At 67.7% G+C, this 16,662-nt stretch carries 12 protein-coding genes and 3 tRNA genes; 2 read left to right on the top strand and 13 right to left on the bottom strand.

What is annotated here, in order from left to right; all coding sequences use genetic code 11:
• Positions 1-109: 109 nt before the first annotated feature.
• From ACGTNG_RS09980 to ACGTNG_RS09940, 9 genes are all read right to left on the bottom strand, one after another.
• Positions 110-186 (bottom strand) — tRNA-Arg (locus ACGTNG_RS09980).
• Between the two features lie 73 nt (positions 187-259).
• Positions 260-336 (bottom strand) — tRNA-Arg (locus ACGTNG_RS09975).
• A gap of 21 nt (positions 337-357) precedes the next feature.
• Positions 358-450 (bottom strand) — tRNA-Ser (locus tag ACGTNG_RS09970).
• Between the two features lie 110 nt (positions 451-560).
• Positions 561-755 carry a carbon storage regulator CsrA gene (csrA, locus tag ACGTNG_RS09965; RefSeq protein WP_138182289.1) on the bottom strand — a complete coding sequence of 65 codons (195 nt, stop codon included), beginning with the start codon at positions 753-755 and terminating at the stop codon, positions 561-563.
• A gap of 201 nt (positions 756-956) precedes the next feature.
• Positions 957-2,207 carry an aspartate kinase gene (locus tag ACGTNG_RS09960; protein WP_394576866.1) on the bottom strand — a complete coding sequence of 417 codons (1,251 nt, stop codon included), beginning with the start codon at positions 2,205-2,207 and terminating at the stop codon, positions 957-959.
• A gap of 105 nt (positions 2,208-2,312) precedes the next feature.
• Entirely contained in the window at positions 2,313-4,922 is a 2,610-nt protein-coding gene (alaS, locus tag ACGTNG_RS09955; RefSeq protein WP_394576865.1) for an alanine--tRNA ligase, read from the bottom strand.
• Positions 4,923-5,089: 167 nt separating this feature from the next.
• On the bottom strand, positions 5,090-5,575 hold the full coding sequence (locus ACGTNG_RS09950) for a regulatory protein RecX (protein ID WP_394576864.1): 486 nt from the start codon (positions 5,573-5,575) through the stop codon (positions 5,090-5,092).
• 3 nt (positions 5,576-5,578) lie between these two features.
• Positions 5,579-6,643, bottom strand: a complete 1,065-nt coding sequence (gene recA, locus ACGTNG_RS09945; protein ID WP_108445224.1) for a recombinase RecA — start codon at positions 6,641-6,643, stop codon at positions 5,579-5,581.
• A 128-nt stretch (positions 6,644-6,771) separates the two neighbouring features.
• On the bottom strand, positions 6,772-7,284 hold the full coding sequence (locus ACGTNG_RS09940; RefSeq protein ID WP_394576863.1) for a CinA family protein: 513 nt from the start codon (positions 7,282-7,284) through the stop codon (positions 6,772-6,774).
• A gap of 154 nt (positions 7,285-7,438) precedes the next feature.
• Between ACGTNG_RS09940 and mutS the strand changes: the two genes are divergently transcribed.
• Together mutS and fdxA are read left to right on the top strand one after the other, a co-directional pair.
• Entirely contained in the window at positions 7,439-10,027 is a 2,589-nt protein-coding gene (gene mutS / locus ACGTNG_RS09935; protein WP_394576862.1) for a DNA mismatch repair protein MutS, read from the top strand.
• Between the two features lie 158 nt (positions 10,028-10,185).
• Positions 10,186-10,509 carry a ferredoxin FdxA gene (gene fdxA / locus ACGTNG_RS09930; protein ID WP_394576861.1) on the top strand — a complete coding sequence of 108 codons (324 nt, stop codon included), beginning with the start codon at positions 10,186-10,188 and terminating at the stop codon, positions 10,507-10,509.
• A 525-nt stretch (positions 10,510-11,034) separates the two neighbouring features.
• Here the strand turns inward: fdxA and eno are convergent.
• The 4 genes from eno to ACGTNG_RS09910 form a co-directional block, all read right to left on the bottom strand.
• Entirely contained in the window at positions 11,035-12,327 is a 1,293-nt protein-coding gene (gene eno, locus ACGTNG_RS09925) for a phosphopyruvate hydratase (RefSeq protein ID WP_394576860.1), read from the bottom strand.
• 35 nt (positions 12,328-12,362) lie between these two features.
• Positions 12,363-13,229, bottom strand: a complete 867-nt coding sequence (gene kdsA, locus ACGTNG_RS09920) for a 3-deoxy-8-phosphooctulonate synthase (RefSeq protein WP_394576859.1) — start codon at positions 13,227-13,229, stop codon at positions 12,363-12,365.
• Between the two features lie 5 nt (positions 13,230-13,234).
• Positions 13,235-14,890, bottom strand: a complete 1,656-nt coding sequence (pyrG, locus tag ACGTNG_RS09915) for a CTP synthase (RefSeq protein WP_394576858.1) — start codon at positions 14,888-14,890, stop codon at positions 13,235-13,237.
• A gap of 334 nt (positions 14,891-15,224) precedes the next feature.
• Positions 15,225-16,643, bottom strand: a complete 1,419-nt coding sequence (locus ACGTNG_RS09910; protein WP_394576857.1) for a glutamate synthase small subunit GltD family protein — start codon at positions 16,641-16,643, stop codon at positions 15,225-15,227.
• Positions 16,644-16,662: the final 19 nt, after the last annotated feature.

Here is a 16,662-nt window from a genome sequence, read left to right as displayed (position 1 = left end):
CCAAACGATCGCGGAGCCGGGGCCCATCCTGGGCGCGGCCGGTCCGGCTAGCGAGAAAACATCGAAACAAAACAGAAGACCCGCCCTCTGGTGAGGACGGGTCGATATCTGGCGCGCCCGGGAGGATTCGAACCTCCGACCACCTGATTCGTAGTCAGGTACTCTATCCAGCTGAGCTACGGGCGCGAAAGGCAACGAGACGACTCATTGCGGGGACGGGGACGACGGCATGACGCTGTCGATCACATCCGGATGAAGATGGCGCGCCCGGGAGGATTCGAACCTCCGACCACCTGATTCGTAGTCAGGTACTCTATCCAGCTGAGCTACGGGCGCTTGACCTTCATGTGTCGATAATGGCGGAGAGGGAGGGATTCGAACCCTCGAAGAGGCTATAAACCCCTTACTCCCTTAGCAGGGGAGCGCCTTCAGCCACTCGGCCACCTCTCCCTCATCGGCACGGTGAGTATCCTACCGTTCTGTAAGGCCATTGTCCAGCGGTCCCGGCATTTTTTCGCTACCGGCCCGTGGCGCCGAGGCCCACGATCGTCCACCTCGCCCTAGTCGTCGTTCTCGACGTCGGGTTCGGACTTCTCGCGCTGGATACGCTGGTAGATCTCCTCACGATGCACGGCGACATCCTTGGGAGCATTGACGCCGATACGGACCTGGTTGCCCTTGACGCCAAGGACGGTGACGGTGACGTCGTCACCGATCATCAGGGTTTCGCCGACACGGCGGGTCAAGATGAGCATGACTGATCTCCTTCTCAGACTTCTGGCTACGGGATGCTCGCCGGGAGGGACGACATGGCTGCATTGTGCGACAACTCGCCGTCCCTGACCACTGATGCCAGCGCGTGGCCGGCCAGCACCACGTTGAAAGGCAGCCCTTTGACACAGGTGTCGGCGACCACTCCTAGAAGCGTAGAAGGTGTCGTCGACTCGAGTGAGCCCTTATTCCTGCTCGATACTGCGCTTGTCGAGGCCGAAGGCCTTGTGCAGTGCCTTGACCGCCAGCTCCATGTGCTTCTCGTCGATCACCACGGAGATCTTGATCTCGGAGGTGGAGACCATGCGGATGTTGATGTTCTCGTCGGCCAGCACGCGGAACATCTTGGAGGCCACCCCGGCGTGCGAGCGCATGCCCACGCCGACCAGCGAGACCTTGGCGATGTTGTCGTCCCCGCGCAGGTCGCCGCCACCGAGGTCGGGAATGACCTGATCCTGGAGGATCTTCATGGTCTGGCGGTAGTCGCCCTTGGCCACGGTGAAGGTGAAGTCGGTGTAGTCGCCGGCCGGCGCCACGTTCTGCACGATCATGTCGATCTCGATGTTGGCATCGGCGATCGGGCCCAGGATGCGCGAGGCGACGCCCGGCACGTCCGGGGTATTGAGCAGGGTGAGCTTGGCCTCGTTGGCGGTGAAGGCGATACCGGAGATCAGCGGTTCTTCCATGGAATCCTCGTCTTTGTCAGAGTCTGCAATGATCAGGGTGCCGGGGCCGCCCTCGAAGCTGGACAGCACGCGCAGCGCGACGTTGTACTTGCCGGCGAACTCGACGGCGCGAATCTGCAGGACCTTGGAGCCGAGGCTCGCCAGCTCGAGCATCTCCTCGACGGTGATGGTCTCCAGGCGCTGCGCCTTGGAGCAGACCCGCGGGTCGGTGGTGTAGACGCCATCGACGTCGGTATAGATCTGGCACTCGTCGGCCTTGAGCGCCGCGGCCAGGGCCACGCCGGTGGTGTCGGAGCCGCCGCGACCGAGGGTGGTGATGTTGCCCTCCTCGTCGACGCCCTGGAAGCCGGCGACCACCACGACCTGCCCTGCGTCCAGGTCGGCCTGGATCTCATCGGTCTCGATGCGCTGGATACGCGCCTTGGTGTGGGCGCTGTCGGTCTGGATGCCCACCTGGGAGCCGGTGTAGGAGGTCGCCGCCACGCCCAGCTTGTGCAGGGCCATGGCCAGCAGCGAGATGGTCACCTGCTCGCCGGTGGAGACCAGCATGTCCATCTCGCGCGGCGTGGGCTCGTCGTTGATCTCGTTGGCCATGCCGATCAGGCGGTTGGTCTCGCCGCTCATGGCGGAGACCACGACCACGATCTGATGCCCCTGGTCGCGAAAGCCCTTGACCTTCTCGGCCACGGCCTTGATGCGCTCCACGGAGCCCACCGAGGTGCCGCCGAATTTTTGTACGTATAGTGCCATTTGCCAATTTCCCTCGTATGTCGAGTGCGAGTCGCGCTCGGATGAGTGAAAGGTGTCCAGATACGACGAGGGCCGGTGCATCGCTGCTACCGGCCCTTGTGCATCCTACTTCAGTCGCTCCTCGACCCAGACGGGCACGCTCGCGAGCGCACCCGGCAGGGCCGACACATCGCTACCCCCGGCCTGGGCCATGTCGGGTCGACCGCCGCCCTTGCCGCCGACCTGGGAGGCCACGTGATTGACCAGCTCGCCGGCCTTGACCCGCGCGGTGAGGTCGTCGGTCACGCCGGCGATCAGGCTGACCTTGCCGGCCTCGGCGTCGGCGACACCGAGCACCACGATGCCGGAGCCCAGCTTGTTCTTGAGCTGATCGAGCATGCCGCGCAGCTCCTTGCCGGCCACGCCCTCGAGGCGCTTGGCCAGCACCTTGACGCCCTCGACCTCATGGGCCTCGCCGAGCATGTCGTTGCCGGCGGCGCTGGCCAGCTTGGCCTTGAGCCGCTCGAGCTCCTTCTCCAGGGTGCGGTTGCGCTCGAGCAGCGACTCGACCCGCTCCTCGGCCTGCTCCGGCTTGGCCTTGACGCGCTCGCCGATGCGATTCAGGCGCGCCTCCTGCTCGCGGAACCAGGCCAGCGCGCCTTCGCCGGTGATCGCCTCGATGCGCCGCACGCCGCTGGCGATCCCCGCCTCGCTGACGATGTGGAAGCAGCCGATGTCGCCGCTGCGGGCGACATGGGTGCCACCGCACAGCTCGATGGAGAAGTCGTCGGCACCGATGGTCAGCACCCGCACGCTGTCGGCGTACTTGGCCTCGAACAGCGCCGCCGCGCCTCTCTCCTTGGCCTCGTCGAGGGTCATCTGCTCGGTGCGCGTCGCGGCGTTGGCCAGGATCTGCTCGTTGACCAGGCGCTCCACCTCGGCCAGTTGCTCGCCGGTCAGCGGCTCGAAGTGGCTGAAGTCGAAGCGCAACCGCTCGGGGGTGACCAGCGAGCCCTTCTGCTGGACGTGATCGCCGAGCACCATGCGCAGCGCCTTGTGCATCAGGTGGGTCGCCGAGTGGTTGCGCACCGTGGCGGCGCGCAGGCTGGCGTCGACCCGGGGATGCACCTCGGCCCCCACGGCCAGCGCCCCTTCGAGGAGCACACCGTGGTGCAGGTGGTGGCCGGCCTGCTTCTGGGTATCGGTGACCAGGAAGCGCCCGCCGTCGAGTTCCAGGTAGCCGGTATCGCCCACCTGGCCGCCGGACTCGCCGTAGAAGGGAGTGCGGTCGAGCACCACGACGCCGCGCTGCTCGGGCGCCAGCTCGGCCAGGGCGTTGCCCTCGCGATCGACGATGGCGGTGACCGTGGCGCGATCCTCCAGCTGCTCATAGCCGGTGAAGGCGGTCTCGCCCTCGAGCTCGATCGCCGACGTGTAGTCGGCGCCGAACTGGCTGGCGGCCCGGGCGCGCTCGCGCTGGGCCTCGAGTTCGCGCTCGAAGCCCGCCTGGTCGAGGCTGACGTCGCGCTCGCGGCAGACGTCGGCGGTCAGGTCATAGGGGAAGCCGTAGGTGTCGTAGAGCTTGAAGACCGTCTCGCCGGGCAGGGTATCGCCCTCGAGGCCGGCCAGGGCCTCCTCGAGCAGGCCCATGCCGTGCTCCAGGGTGCGGGCGAACTGCTCCTCTTCCTTGAGCAGCACGCGCTCGATCTGATGGCGCGCCTCGCGCAGCTCCGGATAGGCCTCGCCCATCTCGGCGTCGAGCGCGCCCACCAGCTTGTGGAAGAAGTTGCCACGCGCGCCGAGCTTGTGGCCGTGGCGAATGGCGCGACGGATGATCCGGCGCAGCACGTAGCCGCGCCCCTCGTTGGAGGGCAGCACGCCGTCGGCGACCAGGAAGGCGCAGGAGCGGATGTGATCGGCGATCACCCGCAGCGAGGGCGCGGTGGTGTCGGCGTGGCCGGTGGCGCGGGCCGCGGCCTCCAGCAGGTGCTGGAAGAGGTCGATCTCGTAGTTGGAGTGCACGCCCTGCATCACCGCGGCGATGCGCTCCAGGCCCATGCCGGTATCGATGGAGGGCTTGGGCAACGGGTTCAGGGTGCCGGCCGCATCGCGATCGAACTGCATGAACACCAGGTTCCAGATCTCGATGTAGCGGTCGCCGTCCTCCTCGGGGCTGCCGGGCGGGCCACCCCACACCTCGGGCCCGTGATCGAAGAAGATCTCGGAGCTCGGCCCACAGGGCCCGGTGTCGCCCATCTGCCAGAAGTTGTCCTCGTCGAGCTTGGAGAAGCGCGCGGGATCGATGCCCATCTCGTCCTTCCAGATGCGCTCGGCCTCGTCGTCGCTGACGTGCACCGTGACCCAGAGCTTCTCCTTGGGCAGTCCCAGCACCTCGGTGAGGAAGGTCCAGGCGAAGCGGATGGCATCGCGCTTGAAGTAGTCGCCGAAGCTGAAGTTGCCCAGCATCTCGAAGAAGGTGTGGTGGCGGGCGGTGTAGCCGACGTTGTCCAGGTCGTTGTGCTTGCCGCCGGCGCGCACGCAGCGCTGGGACGAGGTGGCCCGCACGTAGGGGCGCGGATCACGGCCCAGGAAGACGTCCTTGAACGGCACCATGCCGGCGTTGGTGAACAGCAGGGTCGGATCGTTGCCCGGCACCAGCGAGCTGGAGGGCACGATGGTATGGCCCTGTTCCTCGAAGAACGTCAGGAAAGCCTGTCTGATGTCTGCGCTTTTCATGGGGTATCCGTAGCGATGAGCATGGTGGCCCGGTGGGTCGGCAAGCAGCGTGTCGATGCCGGTATCGGCTCGCCGCTGCGCCACAGGAGCGCCACCCGGGGCGTTCGCAAAGGGAGCCATTATAGCGCAGTTGTCAAACGACTGAAGGGGAGCGGGCCGATGCGGGTTCAGTCGTCGCTCGACCAGGCCGCCTCCAGGGCGTGGCGCACCTGGTCGAAATCGAAGCCGCGGCCGGCCAGGAAGCGCTCGCGCCGGGCGCGCTCGCGGGGGGTATCGCCGGGACCGGGAAAGCGCCGCGCCAGGGCCTCGCAGGCCAGGGCGAACCAGTCGCCCTCGCCGCGCCCGGCGGCCTCGTCGAAGGCCTGTCGGATCACCTCGCGATCGAGACCGCGACGCTCCAGGTCGAGGCGAATCTTCAGCGGCCCCTGGCCGCGCAGGGTGCGCGAGCGCAGGAAGCCCTCGGCGAATCGCGCATCGGACTGCAGACCCTGCTCGACCAGGGCATCGAGGCACTCGGCGATCGCCTCGGCCTCGTGCCCCTTGGCCGCCAGCCGCTCGGCGAGCTCCTGGCGCGAATACTCACGCCGGGCCAGCAGCCCGATGGCATCACCGCGGGGCGTCGTCTCGCCGCCCCCAGAGGGCCCACCGCGCATGGTTTAGGCCCGGTCGTCGCCGCCGTCCTCGGCGGCCAGCGCGTCATCGGCGGTCTCTTCCTGCTTCGGCTCCACCGGGGTGAGCAGCTGGGCGCGGATCTGGCTCTCGATCTCCTCCATCACCGCCGGGTTGTCCTCGAGGAACTGGGCGGCGTTGGCCTTGCCCTGACCGATCTTGTTGCCCTGGTAGCTGTACCAGGCACCGGCCTTGTCGACCAGCTTGCACTGCACGCCGAGGTCGACCACCTCGCCGGCGTGGTAGATCCCCTTGCCGTAGAGGATCTGGAACTCGGCCTGGCGGAACGGCGGCGCCACCTTGTTCTTGACCACCTTGACCCGGGTCTCGTTGCCGGTGACCTCGTCGCCCTGCTTGACCGAGCCGGTGCGGCGGATGTCCAGGCGCACGCTGGAGTAGAACTTCAGGGCGTTGCCGCCGGTGGTGGTCTCGGGGCTGCCGAACATCACGCCGATCTTCATGCGAATCTGGTTGATGAACACCACCATGCAGTTGGCGTTCTTGATGTTGCCGGTGATCTTGCGCAGCGCCTGGGACATCAGGCGCGCCTGGAGACCGACGTGGGAGTCGCCCATCTCGCCTTCGATCTCGGCGCGCGGCGTCAGGGCCGCCACCGAGTCGATGATGATCACGTCGACGCCGCCGGAGCGCACCAGCATGTCGCAGATCTCGAGGGCCTGCTCGCCGGTGTCCGGTTGGGAGACCAGCAGGTCATCGAGGTTGACGCCGAGCTTCTCGGCGTAGCTCGGGTCCAGGGCGTGCTCGGCGTCGATGAAGGCGCAGGTCTTGCCCTGCTTCTGGGCCTGGGCGATCACCGACAGGGTCAGGGTGGTCTTACCCGAGGATTCCGGACCGAAGATCTCGACCACCCGGCCCAGCGGCAGGCCGCCGATGCCGAGCGCGATGTCCAGGCCCAGCGAGCCGGTGGAGACCGACGGCATCACCACGCGGGGCGCGTCGCCCAGGCGCATCACGGTGCCCTTGCCGAACTGGCGCTCGATCTGGGAGAGGGCGGCATTCAGCGCCTTGCTGCGGTTTTCGTCCTGAGCCATGAAGGAACTCCTGAGAGATAGCGTGAAAGATGACGACGGCGGCTAACCACTGTATGACTGCACAGTAGTATGGCGAAAAATTCCGGCGACGACCAGCGTCGTGAGCGGCGACGCGCGCCAGGGCCGCGTCAGGGCTGCGCCAGGCGCCGCACCAGGCCGGCCAGTGCCTCGTGCACGGCCTGCGCGCGCACGGCGGCGCGATCGCCGGGGAAGCGATGACACCTCGATTCGGCCCCCTCGGCGCTACCCCAGGCCAGCCAGACCGTGCCCACGGGCTTGTCGGCGCTGCCGCCACCGGGGCCGGCGACCCCGCTGATCGCCACGCCGAGCGCCGCGCCGCTGTCGCGGCAGGCACCGGTGACCATCGCCTCGACGACCTCTCGACTCACCGCACCGTGCTCGGCCAGCAGCGCCTCGGGCACGCCGAGCAGGCGGGTCTTGGCGCCGTTGGCGTAGGTCACGTAGCCGGTCTCGAACCAGGCGGAGCTGCCAGCCACGGCGGTGATGGCGCTGGCCACCCCGCCGCCGGTGCAGGACTCCGCCGCGGTCACGGTGATGCCCCGCGCCAGGCAACCCTCGCCGAGCCGCTCGGCGAGGCTCCGCATGTCCTGGCATTCGAGGGTCTCGTCGCGTGCGGCCATGACCTTCCTCCCTGGCGATGGTGGGGCGTCGGCGGCCTGACGTCGACCGTCCTTGGGCGTAGAATACTGGCTTTGCCCGAGACATGCATGGCGTGCTCGACGCCGGTCTCTCCGCCACTCGCCACCCTACTTCACAGGACGTCCAAGGAAGCCCATGTCACAGGCCAGCGCCCAGCATACCCCGATGATGAGCCAGTTCCTGAAGATCAAGCGCGAACACCCCGACGTGCTGCTCTTCTACCGCATGGGCGACTTCTACGAGCTGTTCTTCGATGACGCCAGGCGCGCCGCCGCGCTGCTCGACATCACCCTCACCCAGCGCGGCCAGTCGGCCGGCCAGCCGATCCCCATGGCCGGTGTCCCCTATCACAGCGCCGAGGGCTACCTGGCGCGCCTGGTGGCCGCCGGAGAGTCGGTGGCGATCTGCGAGCAGATCGGCGATCCGGCGACCAGCAAGGGACCGGTGGAGCGGCGCGTGGTGCGCATCGTCACCCCCGGCACCCTCTATGACGAGGCCCTGCTGGATGCGCGCCGCGACAACCTGCTGGTGGCCATGGCGCCGCTCGGCGAGCGCTGGGGGCTTTCCTGGCTGGAGCTCTCCAGCGGGCGCTTCAGCGTGCTGGAGGTCGAGGGTGAGGGCGAGATGCTCGCCGAGCTCACGCGCCTCGACCCGGCCGAGCTGCTGGTCGCCGAGAGCCTGTCGCTGCCGCCGGCCCTGGCGGAGCGGCGCGGCCTGCGGCGCCAGAGCGACTGGCTGTTCGACCTCGAGAGCGCGACTCGCACCCTGTGCGACCAGTTCCAGGTCCAGGACCTGCGCGGCTTCGGCTGCGCCCACCTGGAGGCGGCTCTCACCGCCGCCGGGGTGCTGATCGACTACGCCCGGGACACCCAGCGCACGGCCCTGCCCCACGTCACCGCCATCGGCGTGGAGAGCCGCGACGACGCCGTGGTGATCGACGCGGCCAGCCGGCGCAACCTGGAGATCGACATCAACCTCGGCGGCAGCGCCGACAACACCCTGGCCAGCGTGCTCGACACCACCGCCACGGCCATGGGCTCGCGACTGCTCAAGCGCTGGCTCAACCGCCCGCTGCGCGATCGCGAGCAGGTCGGCGCCCGCCAGGCGGCGGTAGGGTTGCTGCTCGACGACGAGGGCTTCGAGCCCCTGCGCGACTCGCTCAAGGCGATCGGCGACGTCGAGCGCATCCTCGCCCGGGTGGCCCTCTACAGCGCGCGGCCCAGGGACCTCGCCCGCCTGCGCGACGCCCTGGTCGCCCTGCCCGCCCTCGAGGCCGAACTCGAGCGCTATGCCGAGGGCACCACGCTTGACGAACTCAGGCGCCATATCCATCCCTATCCGGAACTCGCCGACACCCTGAGCCGCGCCCTGGTGGAGAACCCGCCGGTGGTGATCCGCGACGGCGGGGTGATCGCCGAAGGCTTCGATGCCGAGCTCGACGAGCATCGCGGGCTCGCCGAACACGCCGGCGACTACCTGGTGGCGCTGGAGACACGGGAGCGCGAGCGCACCGGGCTCGCCGGCCTCAAGGTCGGCTACAACCGGGTCCACGGCTACTACATCGAGATCCCCCGCGCCCAGGCCCGGGACGCCCCGGTGGACTACGTGCGCCGCCAGACCCTCAAGAATGCCGAGCGCTTCATCATCCCCGAGCTCAAGGAGTTCGAGGACAAGGCGCTGTCGGCCAAGTCCCGCGCCCTGGCCCGGGAGAAGCTGCTCTACGACGGCCTGCTCGACACCCTGAACGCCGAGCTCGCCACGCTGCAGGGTACCGGCCGGGCGCTGGCGGGGCTGGACGTGCTGTGCGCCTTCGCCGAGCGCGCCCGGGCGCTGGAGTTCGTGCGACCGTCGCTGCCCGAGTCGCCGGGCATCGACATCCGCGGCGGGCGCCACCCGGTGGTCGAGCGGGTCAGCGAGGCGCCCTTCGTGCCCAACGACCTGGTCATGGACGACGCCCGCCGGATGCTGGTCATCACCGGGCCCAACATGGGCGGCAAGTCGACCTACATGCGCCAGGCCGCGCTGATCACCCTGCTCGCCCACACCGGCAGCTTCGTCCCGGCGGATTCGGCCGCCATCGGCCCGGTGGATCGCATCTTCACCCGCATCGGCTCCTCCGATGACCTGGCCGGCGGGCGCTCCACCTTCATGGTCGAGATGACCGAGACCGCCAGCATCCTGCACAACGCCACCGACCAGAGCCTGGTGCTGATGGACGAGATCGGCAGGGGCACCAGCACCTTCGATGGCCTGTCGCTGGCCTGGGCCAGCGCCGAACACCTGACGCGCAGCCGAGCCTTCACGCTGTTCGCCACCCACTACTTCGAGATGACGGCACTGCCCGAACAGGCCGAGGGGGTGGCCAACGTGCACCTGACCGCCGCGGAGCACCGCGATGGCATCGTCTTCATGCACCGGGTGGAGGATGGCCCGGCCAGCCAGAGCTACGGCCTGCAGGTGGCCCAGCTCGCCGGCGTGCCCCAGGCAGTGATCGCCCGCGCCCGGGAGAAGCTGGCCACCCTCGAGCAGCAGGAGATCGACCAGGGCAGCCGGCTGCCGGCGGCCGCGACCGGCGACGAGCGAGCTACCGGCGCACCCCGCCAGGCCGACCTCTTCGCCAGCACGCCCCATCCGCTGGTCGAGCAGCTGGGCGAACTCGATCCCGACGCGCTATCGCCTCGCCAGGCCCTGGAGCTGCTCTACCGCTGGAAAGCGGCGCTGTGAATGGCCGACAATGGCGGCCCGACGCGCTTGCGGGCGCCCCGTGCCGCGACTAGAATGGCTCGACCAAAAGCCTTGAAATTATAAGAAATGATTTTCTTATAACCAAAATCGAATCAATGACTATCGGCCACGCCCCGGCCGGAGAATGGGAGACTGGCATGACATTCGTCGTCACCGAGAACTGCATCAAGTGCAAGTACACCGACTGTGTCGAGGTCTGCCCGGTGGACTGCTTCTACGAGGGCCCCAATTTCCTGGTGATCCATCCCGACGAGTGCATCGACTGCGCGCTGTGCGAGCCGGAGTGCCCCGCCGAGGCGATCTTCTCGGAGGATGAGCTGCCGGAGGGCCAGGAGGCGTTCATCGAGATCAATGCCGAGCTGGCCGAGGTGTGGCCCAACATCAGCGAGAAGCAAGATCCGCCGGAAGACGCGGAGAGCTGGGATGGCAAGCCGGGCAAGCTGGAGCTGCTCGAGCGCTGAGCAGGCCCGCCAGACACGACGACGCCGGATGTCTCTCGACATCCGGCGTCGTCGTGACCTGAGCCAGGCCGCCCGCCGCTCGGCCAGACGAACCTCTCGGCCACAAAAAAAGGCGGCCCGCAGGCCGCCCGCTCCCAGCCGTTCCTTGAGCGGTTCCCTCCGCTCGACTCCCGTGATGACGTCCCTGCCCGGGGGCGGCGTCCTGCCACGCCGGGCGCATCACTCTTGCTTGCATCCCAATGCATCCTGCCGGAGAGCGTTGCCACTCTCCCCTAATCCCGAAGTCATTGTGCCACGCCGGCCCTGCCACACAACCTCGCCCCTGGCGGCCGGCGAGCCCCCTCGGCACCCGTTCTACCAGGGCAGCCAAACAAAAATTCGTTTTAAATCAGATAAATAAAAAGGGCCGACCCCGCAAAGGGTCGACCCTGTCCGACGCACGAATGGCGAATGTCGTCGTCACCGTGTAAGCGATCTCCTACACGATCTCACGCCAAAGGCAACGCTGTTCGCTTACTCGCGCGCTTACTGGCCCTTGATCGCGCCGCGCCCCGGGTAGCCGGCCCCGTCGCCCAGCTCCTGCTCGATCACCAGCAGGCGGTTGTACTTGGCGACGCGATCCGAGCGGCACAGCGAGCCGGTCTTGATCTGGCCGGCACAGGTGCCTACCGCGAGATCGGCGATGGTGGTGTCCTCGGTCTCGCCGCTGCGATGGGAGATCACCGCGGTGAAGCCGGCATCCTGAGCCATGCGCACGGCCTCCAGGGTCTCGGAGAGCGAGCCGATCTGGTTGAACTTGATCAGGATGGAGTTGCCGATCTGCTCGTCGATGCCGCGCTTGAGGATCCGGGTGTTGGTGACGAAGAGGTCATCGCCCACCAGCTGGACCTTGTCACCGAGCTTGTCGGTCAGCGCCTTCCAGCCGTCCCAGTCGGACTCGTCCATGCCGTCCTCGATGGAGACGATGGGGTACTGGTCGCACAGCTCGGCCAGGTAGTCGGTGAAGCCCGCGGCGTCGTAGGTCTTGCCCTCGCCGGACAGGTTGTACTCGCCATCCTTGTAGAACTCGGAGGAGGCGCAGTCCAGCGCCAGGGTCACGTCGCTGTCGAGCCCGTAGCCGGCATTGGAGACGGCTTCCTTGATCACCGCCAGGGCCTCGGCGTTGGAGGCGAGGTTCGGCGCGAAGCCGCCCTCGTCGCCCACCGCGGTGGAGAGGCCGCGGGCGGAGAGCACCTTCTTCAGGGCGTGGAAGATCTCGGCGCCCATGCGCAGGCCTTCGCGGAAGCTCGGCGCGCCCACCGGCTGGATCATGAACTCCTGGATGTCGACGTTGTTGTCGGCATGCTCGCCGCCGTTGAGGATGTTCATCATCGGCACCGGCATCAGGTAGCGCCCCGGCTGGCCGTAGAGTTCGGCGATGTGGGCGTAGAGCGGCACGCCCTTGGCGGTGGCGGCGGCCTTGGCGGCGGCCAGGGAGACGGCCAGGATGGCGTTGGCGCCCAGCGTGGCCTTGTTGTCGGTGCCATCGAGCACCCGCATGGCATCGTCCAGGCCGTGCTGGTCGCAGGCATCCATGCCGATCAGGCGCTCGCGAATCGCGGTGTTGACGGCCTCCACGGCCTTCAGCACGCCCTTGCCCAGGTAGCGACTCTTGTCGCCGTCACGCAGCTCCAGGGCCTCGCGGGAGCCGGTGGAGGCGCCGCTCGGGGCGCACGCCACGCCGATGGCGCCGCTCTCCAGGCGCACTTCGGCCTGGACGGTTGGATTGCCGCGTGAGTCCAGCACCTCGAGGGCGCGGATGTCGACGATATGGGTCATCTTGTTGGTCCTTGTCGTGTCAGCGTTGGGAAGAATCAGGAAATCTCGAGCGGCGCGAACCCCTTGACCAGGTCATCGAGGGCCTTCAGCTGGGCCAGGAAGGGCTCCAGGCGGTCCAGCGGCAGGGCGCAGGGGCCGTCGCACTTGGCGTTGTCCGGGTCGGGATGGGCCTCGAGGAAGAGCCCCGCCAGGCCCACCGCCACGCCGGAACGGGCCAGCTCGGCGACCTGCGCACGCCGACCATCGGCGCTGTCGGCCCGGCCGCCCGGGCGCTGCAGGGCGTGGGTGACATCGAAGAAGACGGGGTAGCCCGTCTGCTTCATGTCGCCGAAGCCCAGCATGTCGACGATCAGGTTGTTGTAGCCGAAGCTGGAGCCGCGCTCGCAGAGCAGCAGCTTGTCGTTACCGGCCTCCTCGCACTTGCGCAGGATATGGCGCATCTCATGGGGGGCCAGGAACTGCGGCTTCTTGATGTTGATCACCGCCCCGGTCTCGGCCATGGCCACCACCAGGTCGGTCTGGCGGGCCAGGAAGGCTGGCAGCTGGATGATGTCGGCAACCTCGGCCGCCGGCGCGGCCTGCCAGGGCTCGTGCACGTCGGTGATGATCGGCACCCCGAAGCGCTCCTTCACCTCGGCCAGTATCTCGAGCCCCTTGTCGAGGCCCGGGCCGCGGAAGGAGTGGATGGAGCTGCGGTTGGCCTTGTCGAAGCTCGCCTTGAAGACGTAGGGCATGCCGAGCCTGCCGGTCACCTCGACGTAGGTCTCGGCCACCTCGAGGGCCAGCTCGCGGGACTCCAGCACGTTCATGCCGCCGAGCAGCATCAGCGGCAGGGAGTTGCCGGCCTCGAGGCCGGCAATGCCGATGTGACGCTCGGGGGTCTCGCCTTTCGATGCCGACATCGTCCTCACTCCTGGTGGGCGGACTGGGCGCGCGCGCGCGCCGTCTTGTGCTCCAGCGCCGCACTGACGAAACCGGTGAACAGCGGGTGACCGTCACGGGGCGTGGAGGTGAACTCGGGGTGGAACTGGCAGGCGACGTACCAGGGGTGATCCGCCAGCTCGACCACTTCCACCAGGGAGTTGTCGACGCTCTTGCCGGAGACCACCAGGCCCGCCTGCTCGAGCTCGCCGATGAACTGGTTGTTGACCTCGAAGCGATGACGGTGGCGCTCGACGATCTCGTCGCTGCCGTAGGCCTCGCGGGCCTTGCTGCCAGCCTTGAGCTGACAGACCTGGCCGCCCAGGCGCATGGTGCCGCCGAGGTCCGAGGCCTCGTCACGCAGCTCGACCTTGCCCTCTGGGCTCAGCCACTCGGTGATCAGGCCCACGACCGGATGCTGCGTCTCGTGGGTGAACTCGGTGGAGTCGGCGTCGCTCCAGCCGGCCACGTGGCGGGCGAACTCGATCACCGCCACCTGCATGCCGAGGCAGATGCCGAGGTAGGGGATGCCGTTCTCGCGGGCGTAGCGGGCCGTGGCGATCTTGCCCTCGACGCCGCGCTCGCCGAAGCCGCCGGGCACCAGGATGGCGTCCTTGCCGGCCAGGCGCTCGGTGCCGTGGTGCTCGATGTCCTCGGAGTCGATGTAGTCGACGTTGACCTTGATGCGGGACTGGATGCCGGCATGGATCAGCGCCTCGTTGAGCGACTTGTAGGCGTCGAGCAGCTCCATGTACTTGCCGACCATGGCGATGTTGACCGACTTCAGCGGGTTGAGCTTGGCATCGAGCACCTTTACCCACTCGCCGAGGTCCGCCTCGCCGGGCTCCAGGCGCAGCTTGTCGCAGACGATGTCGTCGAGGCCGTGCTCGTGGAGCATCAGCGGGATGCGATAGATGGTGTCGGCGTCCTGCAGCGGGATGACCGCCCGCTCCTCGACGTTGGTGAACAGCGCGATCTTGCGCCGCTCACTCTCCTCGAGCTCCACCTCGCTGCGACAGATCAGGATGTCCGGCTGGATACCGATCGAGCGCAGCTCCTTGACGCTGTGCTGGGTCGGCTTGGTCTTGGTCTCGCCGGCGGTCTTGATGTAGGGCACGAGGGTCAGGTGCATGAAGATCGCCCGGTTCGCGCCCAGCTCGCTTCTGATCTGGCGGATCGACTCCAGGAACGGCAGCGACTCGATGTCGCCGACGGTGCCGCCGATCTCGACCAGCGCCACGTCGAAGCCCTTGCCGCCCTCGTAGACCCGACGCTTGATCTCGTCGGTGATGTGCGGGATCACCTGCACGGTACCGCCCAGGTAGTCGCCGCGGCGCTCCTTGCGCAGCACGTGCTCGTAGACGCGGCCGGTGGTGAAGTTGTTGGCCTGGGTCATCTTCGTGCGAATGAAGCGCTCGTAGTGGCCCAGGTCCAGGTCGGTCTCGGCCCCATCCTCGGTGACGAACACCTCGCCGTGCTGGAAGGGGCTCATGGTGCCCGGATCCACGTTGATGTAGGGATCGAGCTTGAGCATGGTGACCTTGAGGCCGCGAGCCTCGAGAATCGCCGCCAGCGAGGCCGACGCAATGCCCTTGCCGAGAGAGGACACAACGCCGCCGGTCACGAAGATATATCGTGTCATGGAGAACCTGTCGAAACGTGATCGGTAGGCACGGCAGGAAGCCGCGCCAGGATGGGACGACAGACTAGCAGAATGCGACCAAAGGCTCAATTTCAGCGCCGCGCGCCATAGCCCTAAGCGGCCCGGCCCGCGGCTTTCCGTCGACAGGCCCCGGGTGCCGGACCATCGCGGAGGCGCTGTGAACCCTTCCTTGGGCGCTACATTTGCCATCCATGGCAAATGACCTCCGCTTCGACCTGTCCCCGGCGCCGCTCACCGTGGACTGCGCTGCTTCGAGCTTCGAACAGCATGGTAGCGCCGCCCTGCCGGGGGCCCGACGCTCGTCGCCCGCGGCTTACACCTGCAGGTAGTCGAGGATGCCCTCGCCGGCCTGCCGCCCCTCATAGATGGCGGTCACCACCAGGTCGGAGCCGCGCACCATGTCGCCACCGGCGAAGATCTTCTCGTTGGTGGTCTGGAAGGGATGGGCGCCCTGCTCCGGCGCCTGGACCCGGCCGCGTTCGTCGATCTCGATGCCCACGGTCTCGAACCAGGGCGCCGGGCTCGGCTGGAAGCCGAAGGCCACCACCACGGCGTCGGCGGGAATGACCTCCTCGGAGCCGGGCACCACCTCGGGGCGCTGGCGACCGTTCTCGTCGGGCTCGCCGAGCCGGGTGCGCACCACCTTCACGCCCTCGACCTTGCCCTCGCCGACCACCGCCACCGGCTGACGGTTGAACAGGAACTCCACGCCCTCCTCGCGGGCATTGGCGACCTCGCGCTTGGAGCCCGGCATGTTCTCCTCGTCGCGGCGATAGGCGCAGGTCACGCTGGACGCCCCCTGGCGAATGGCCGTGCGGTTGCAGTCCATTGCGGTATCGCCACCGCCCAGCACCACCACGCGCTGGCCCTTCAGCGAGGTGTACTCGTGGGGCTCCTTCTCGAAGCCCAGGCAGTGGTTGACGTTGCCGATCAGGTAGTCGAGCGCCTTGTGCACGCCGGGCAGGTCTTCACCGGGGAAGCCGCCCTCCATGTACTTGTACGTCCCCATGCCCAGGAAGACGGCATCGTACTCCTCGAGCAGGGTGTCGAAGGCGATGTCCTTGCCCACCTCGACACCGAGGCAGAACTCGATGCCCATCTCCTCGAAGACCGCGCGGCGGCGCTTCATCACCGTCTTGTCGAGCTTGAACTCGGGGATGCCGAAGGTCAGCAGCCCACCGATCTCCGGGTACTTGTCGAACACCACCGGCTTGACGCCGTTGCGCACCAGGATGTCGGCACAGCCCAGGCCCGCCGGGCCGGCGCCGATCACCGCCACCTTGCGGCCGGTCGCGGTGACCTTGGAGAGGTCCGGGCGCCAGCCCATGGCGAAGGCGGTGTCGGTGATGTACTTCTCCACCGAGCCGATGGTCACGGCGCCGAAACCGTCGTTGAGGGTGCAGGCGCCCTCGCAGAGGCGATCCTGGGGGCAGACGCGCCCGCACACCTCGGGCAGCGAGTTGGTCTTGTGGCACAGCTCCACCGCCTCGAGGATGTTGCCCTCGCTGACCAGCTGCAGCCAGTTGGGGATGTAGTTGTGGACCGGGCACTTCCACTCGCAGTAGGGGTTGCCGCAGTGCAGGCAGCGATGCGCCTGCCCGGCCGCCTCCTGGGGCTTGAAGGGCTCGTAGATCTCGGCGAACTCCCGCGCCCGGGTCCGCGCCGCCTTCTTGTCGGGGTCCTGGCGACCCACGTCGATGAACTGGAAATCGTTGCTCAAACGGTTGGCCATGGTCTCTGCTCCTCTCTGC

This window comes from Halomonas sp. B23F22_3 (assembly GCF_043496965.1).
Taxonomy (GTDB): Bacteria; Pseudomonadota; Gammaproteobacteria; order Pseudomonadales; family Halomonadaceae; genus Halomonas.
This window is presented reverse-complemented; position numbering and strand designations above follow the sequence as displayed.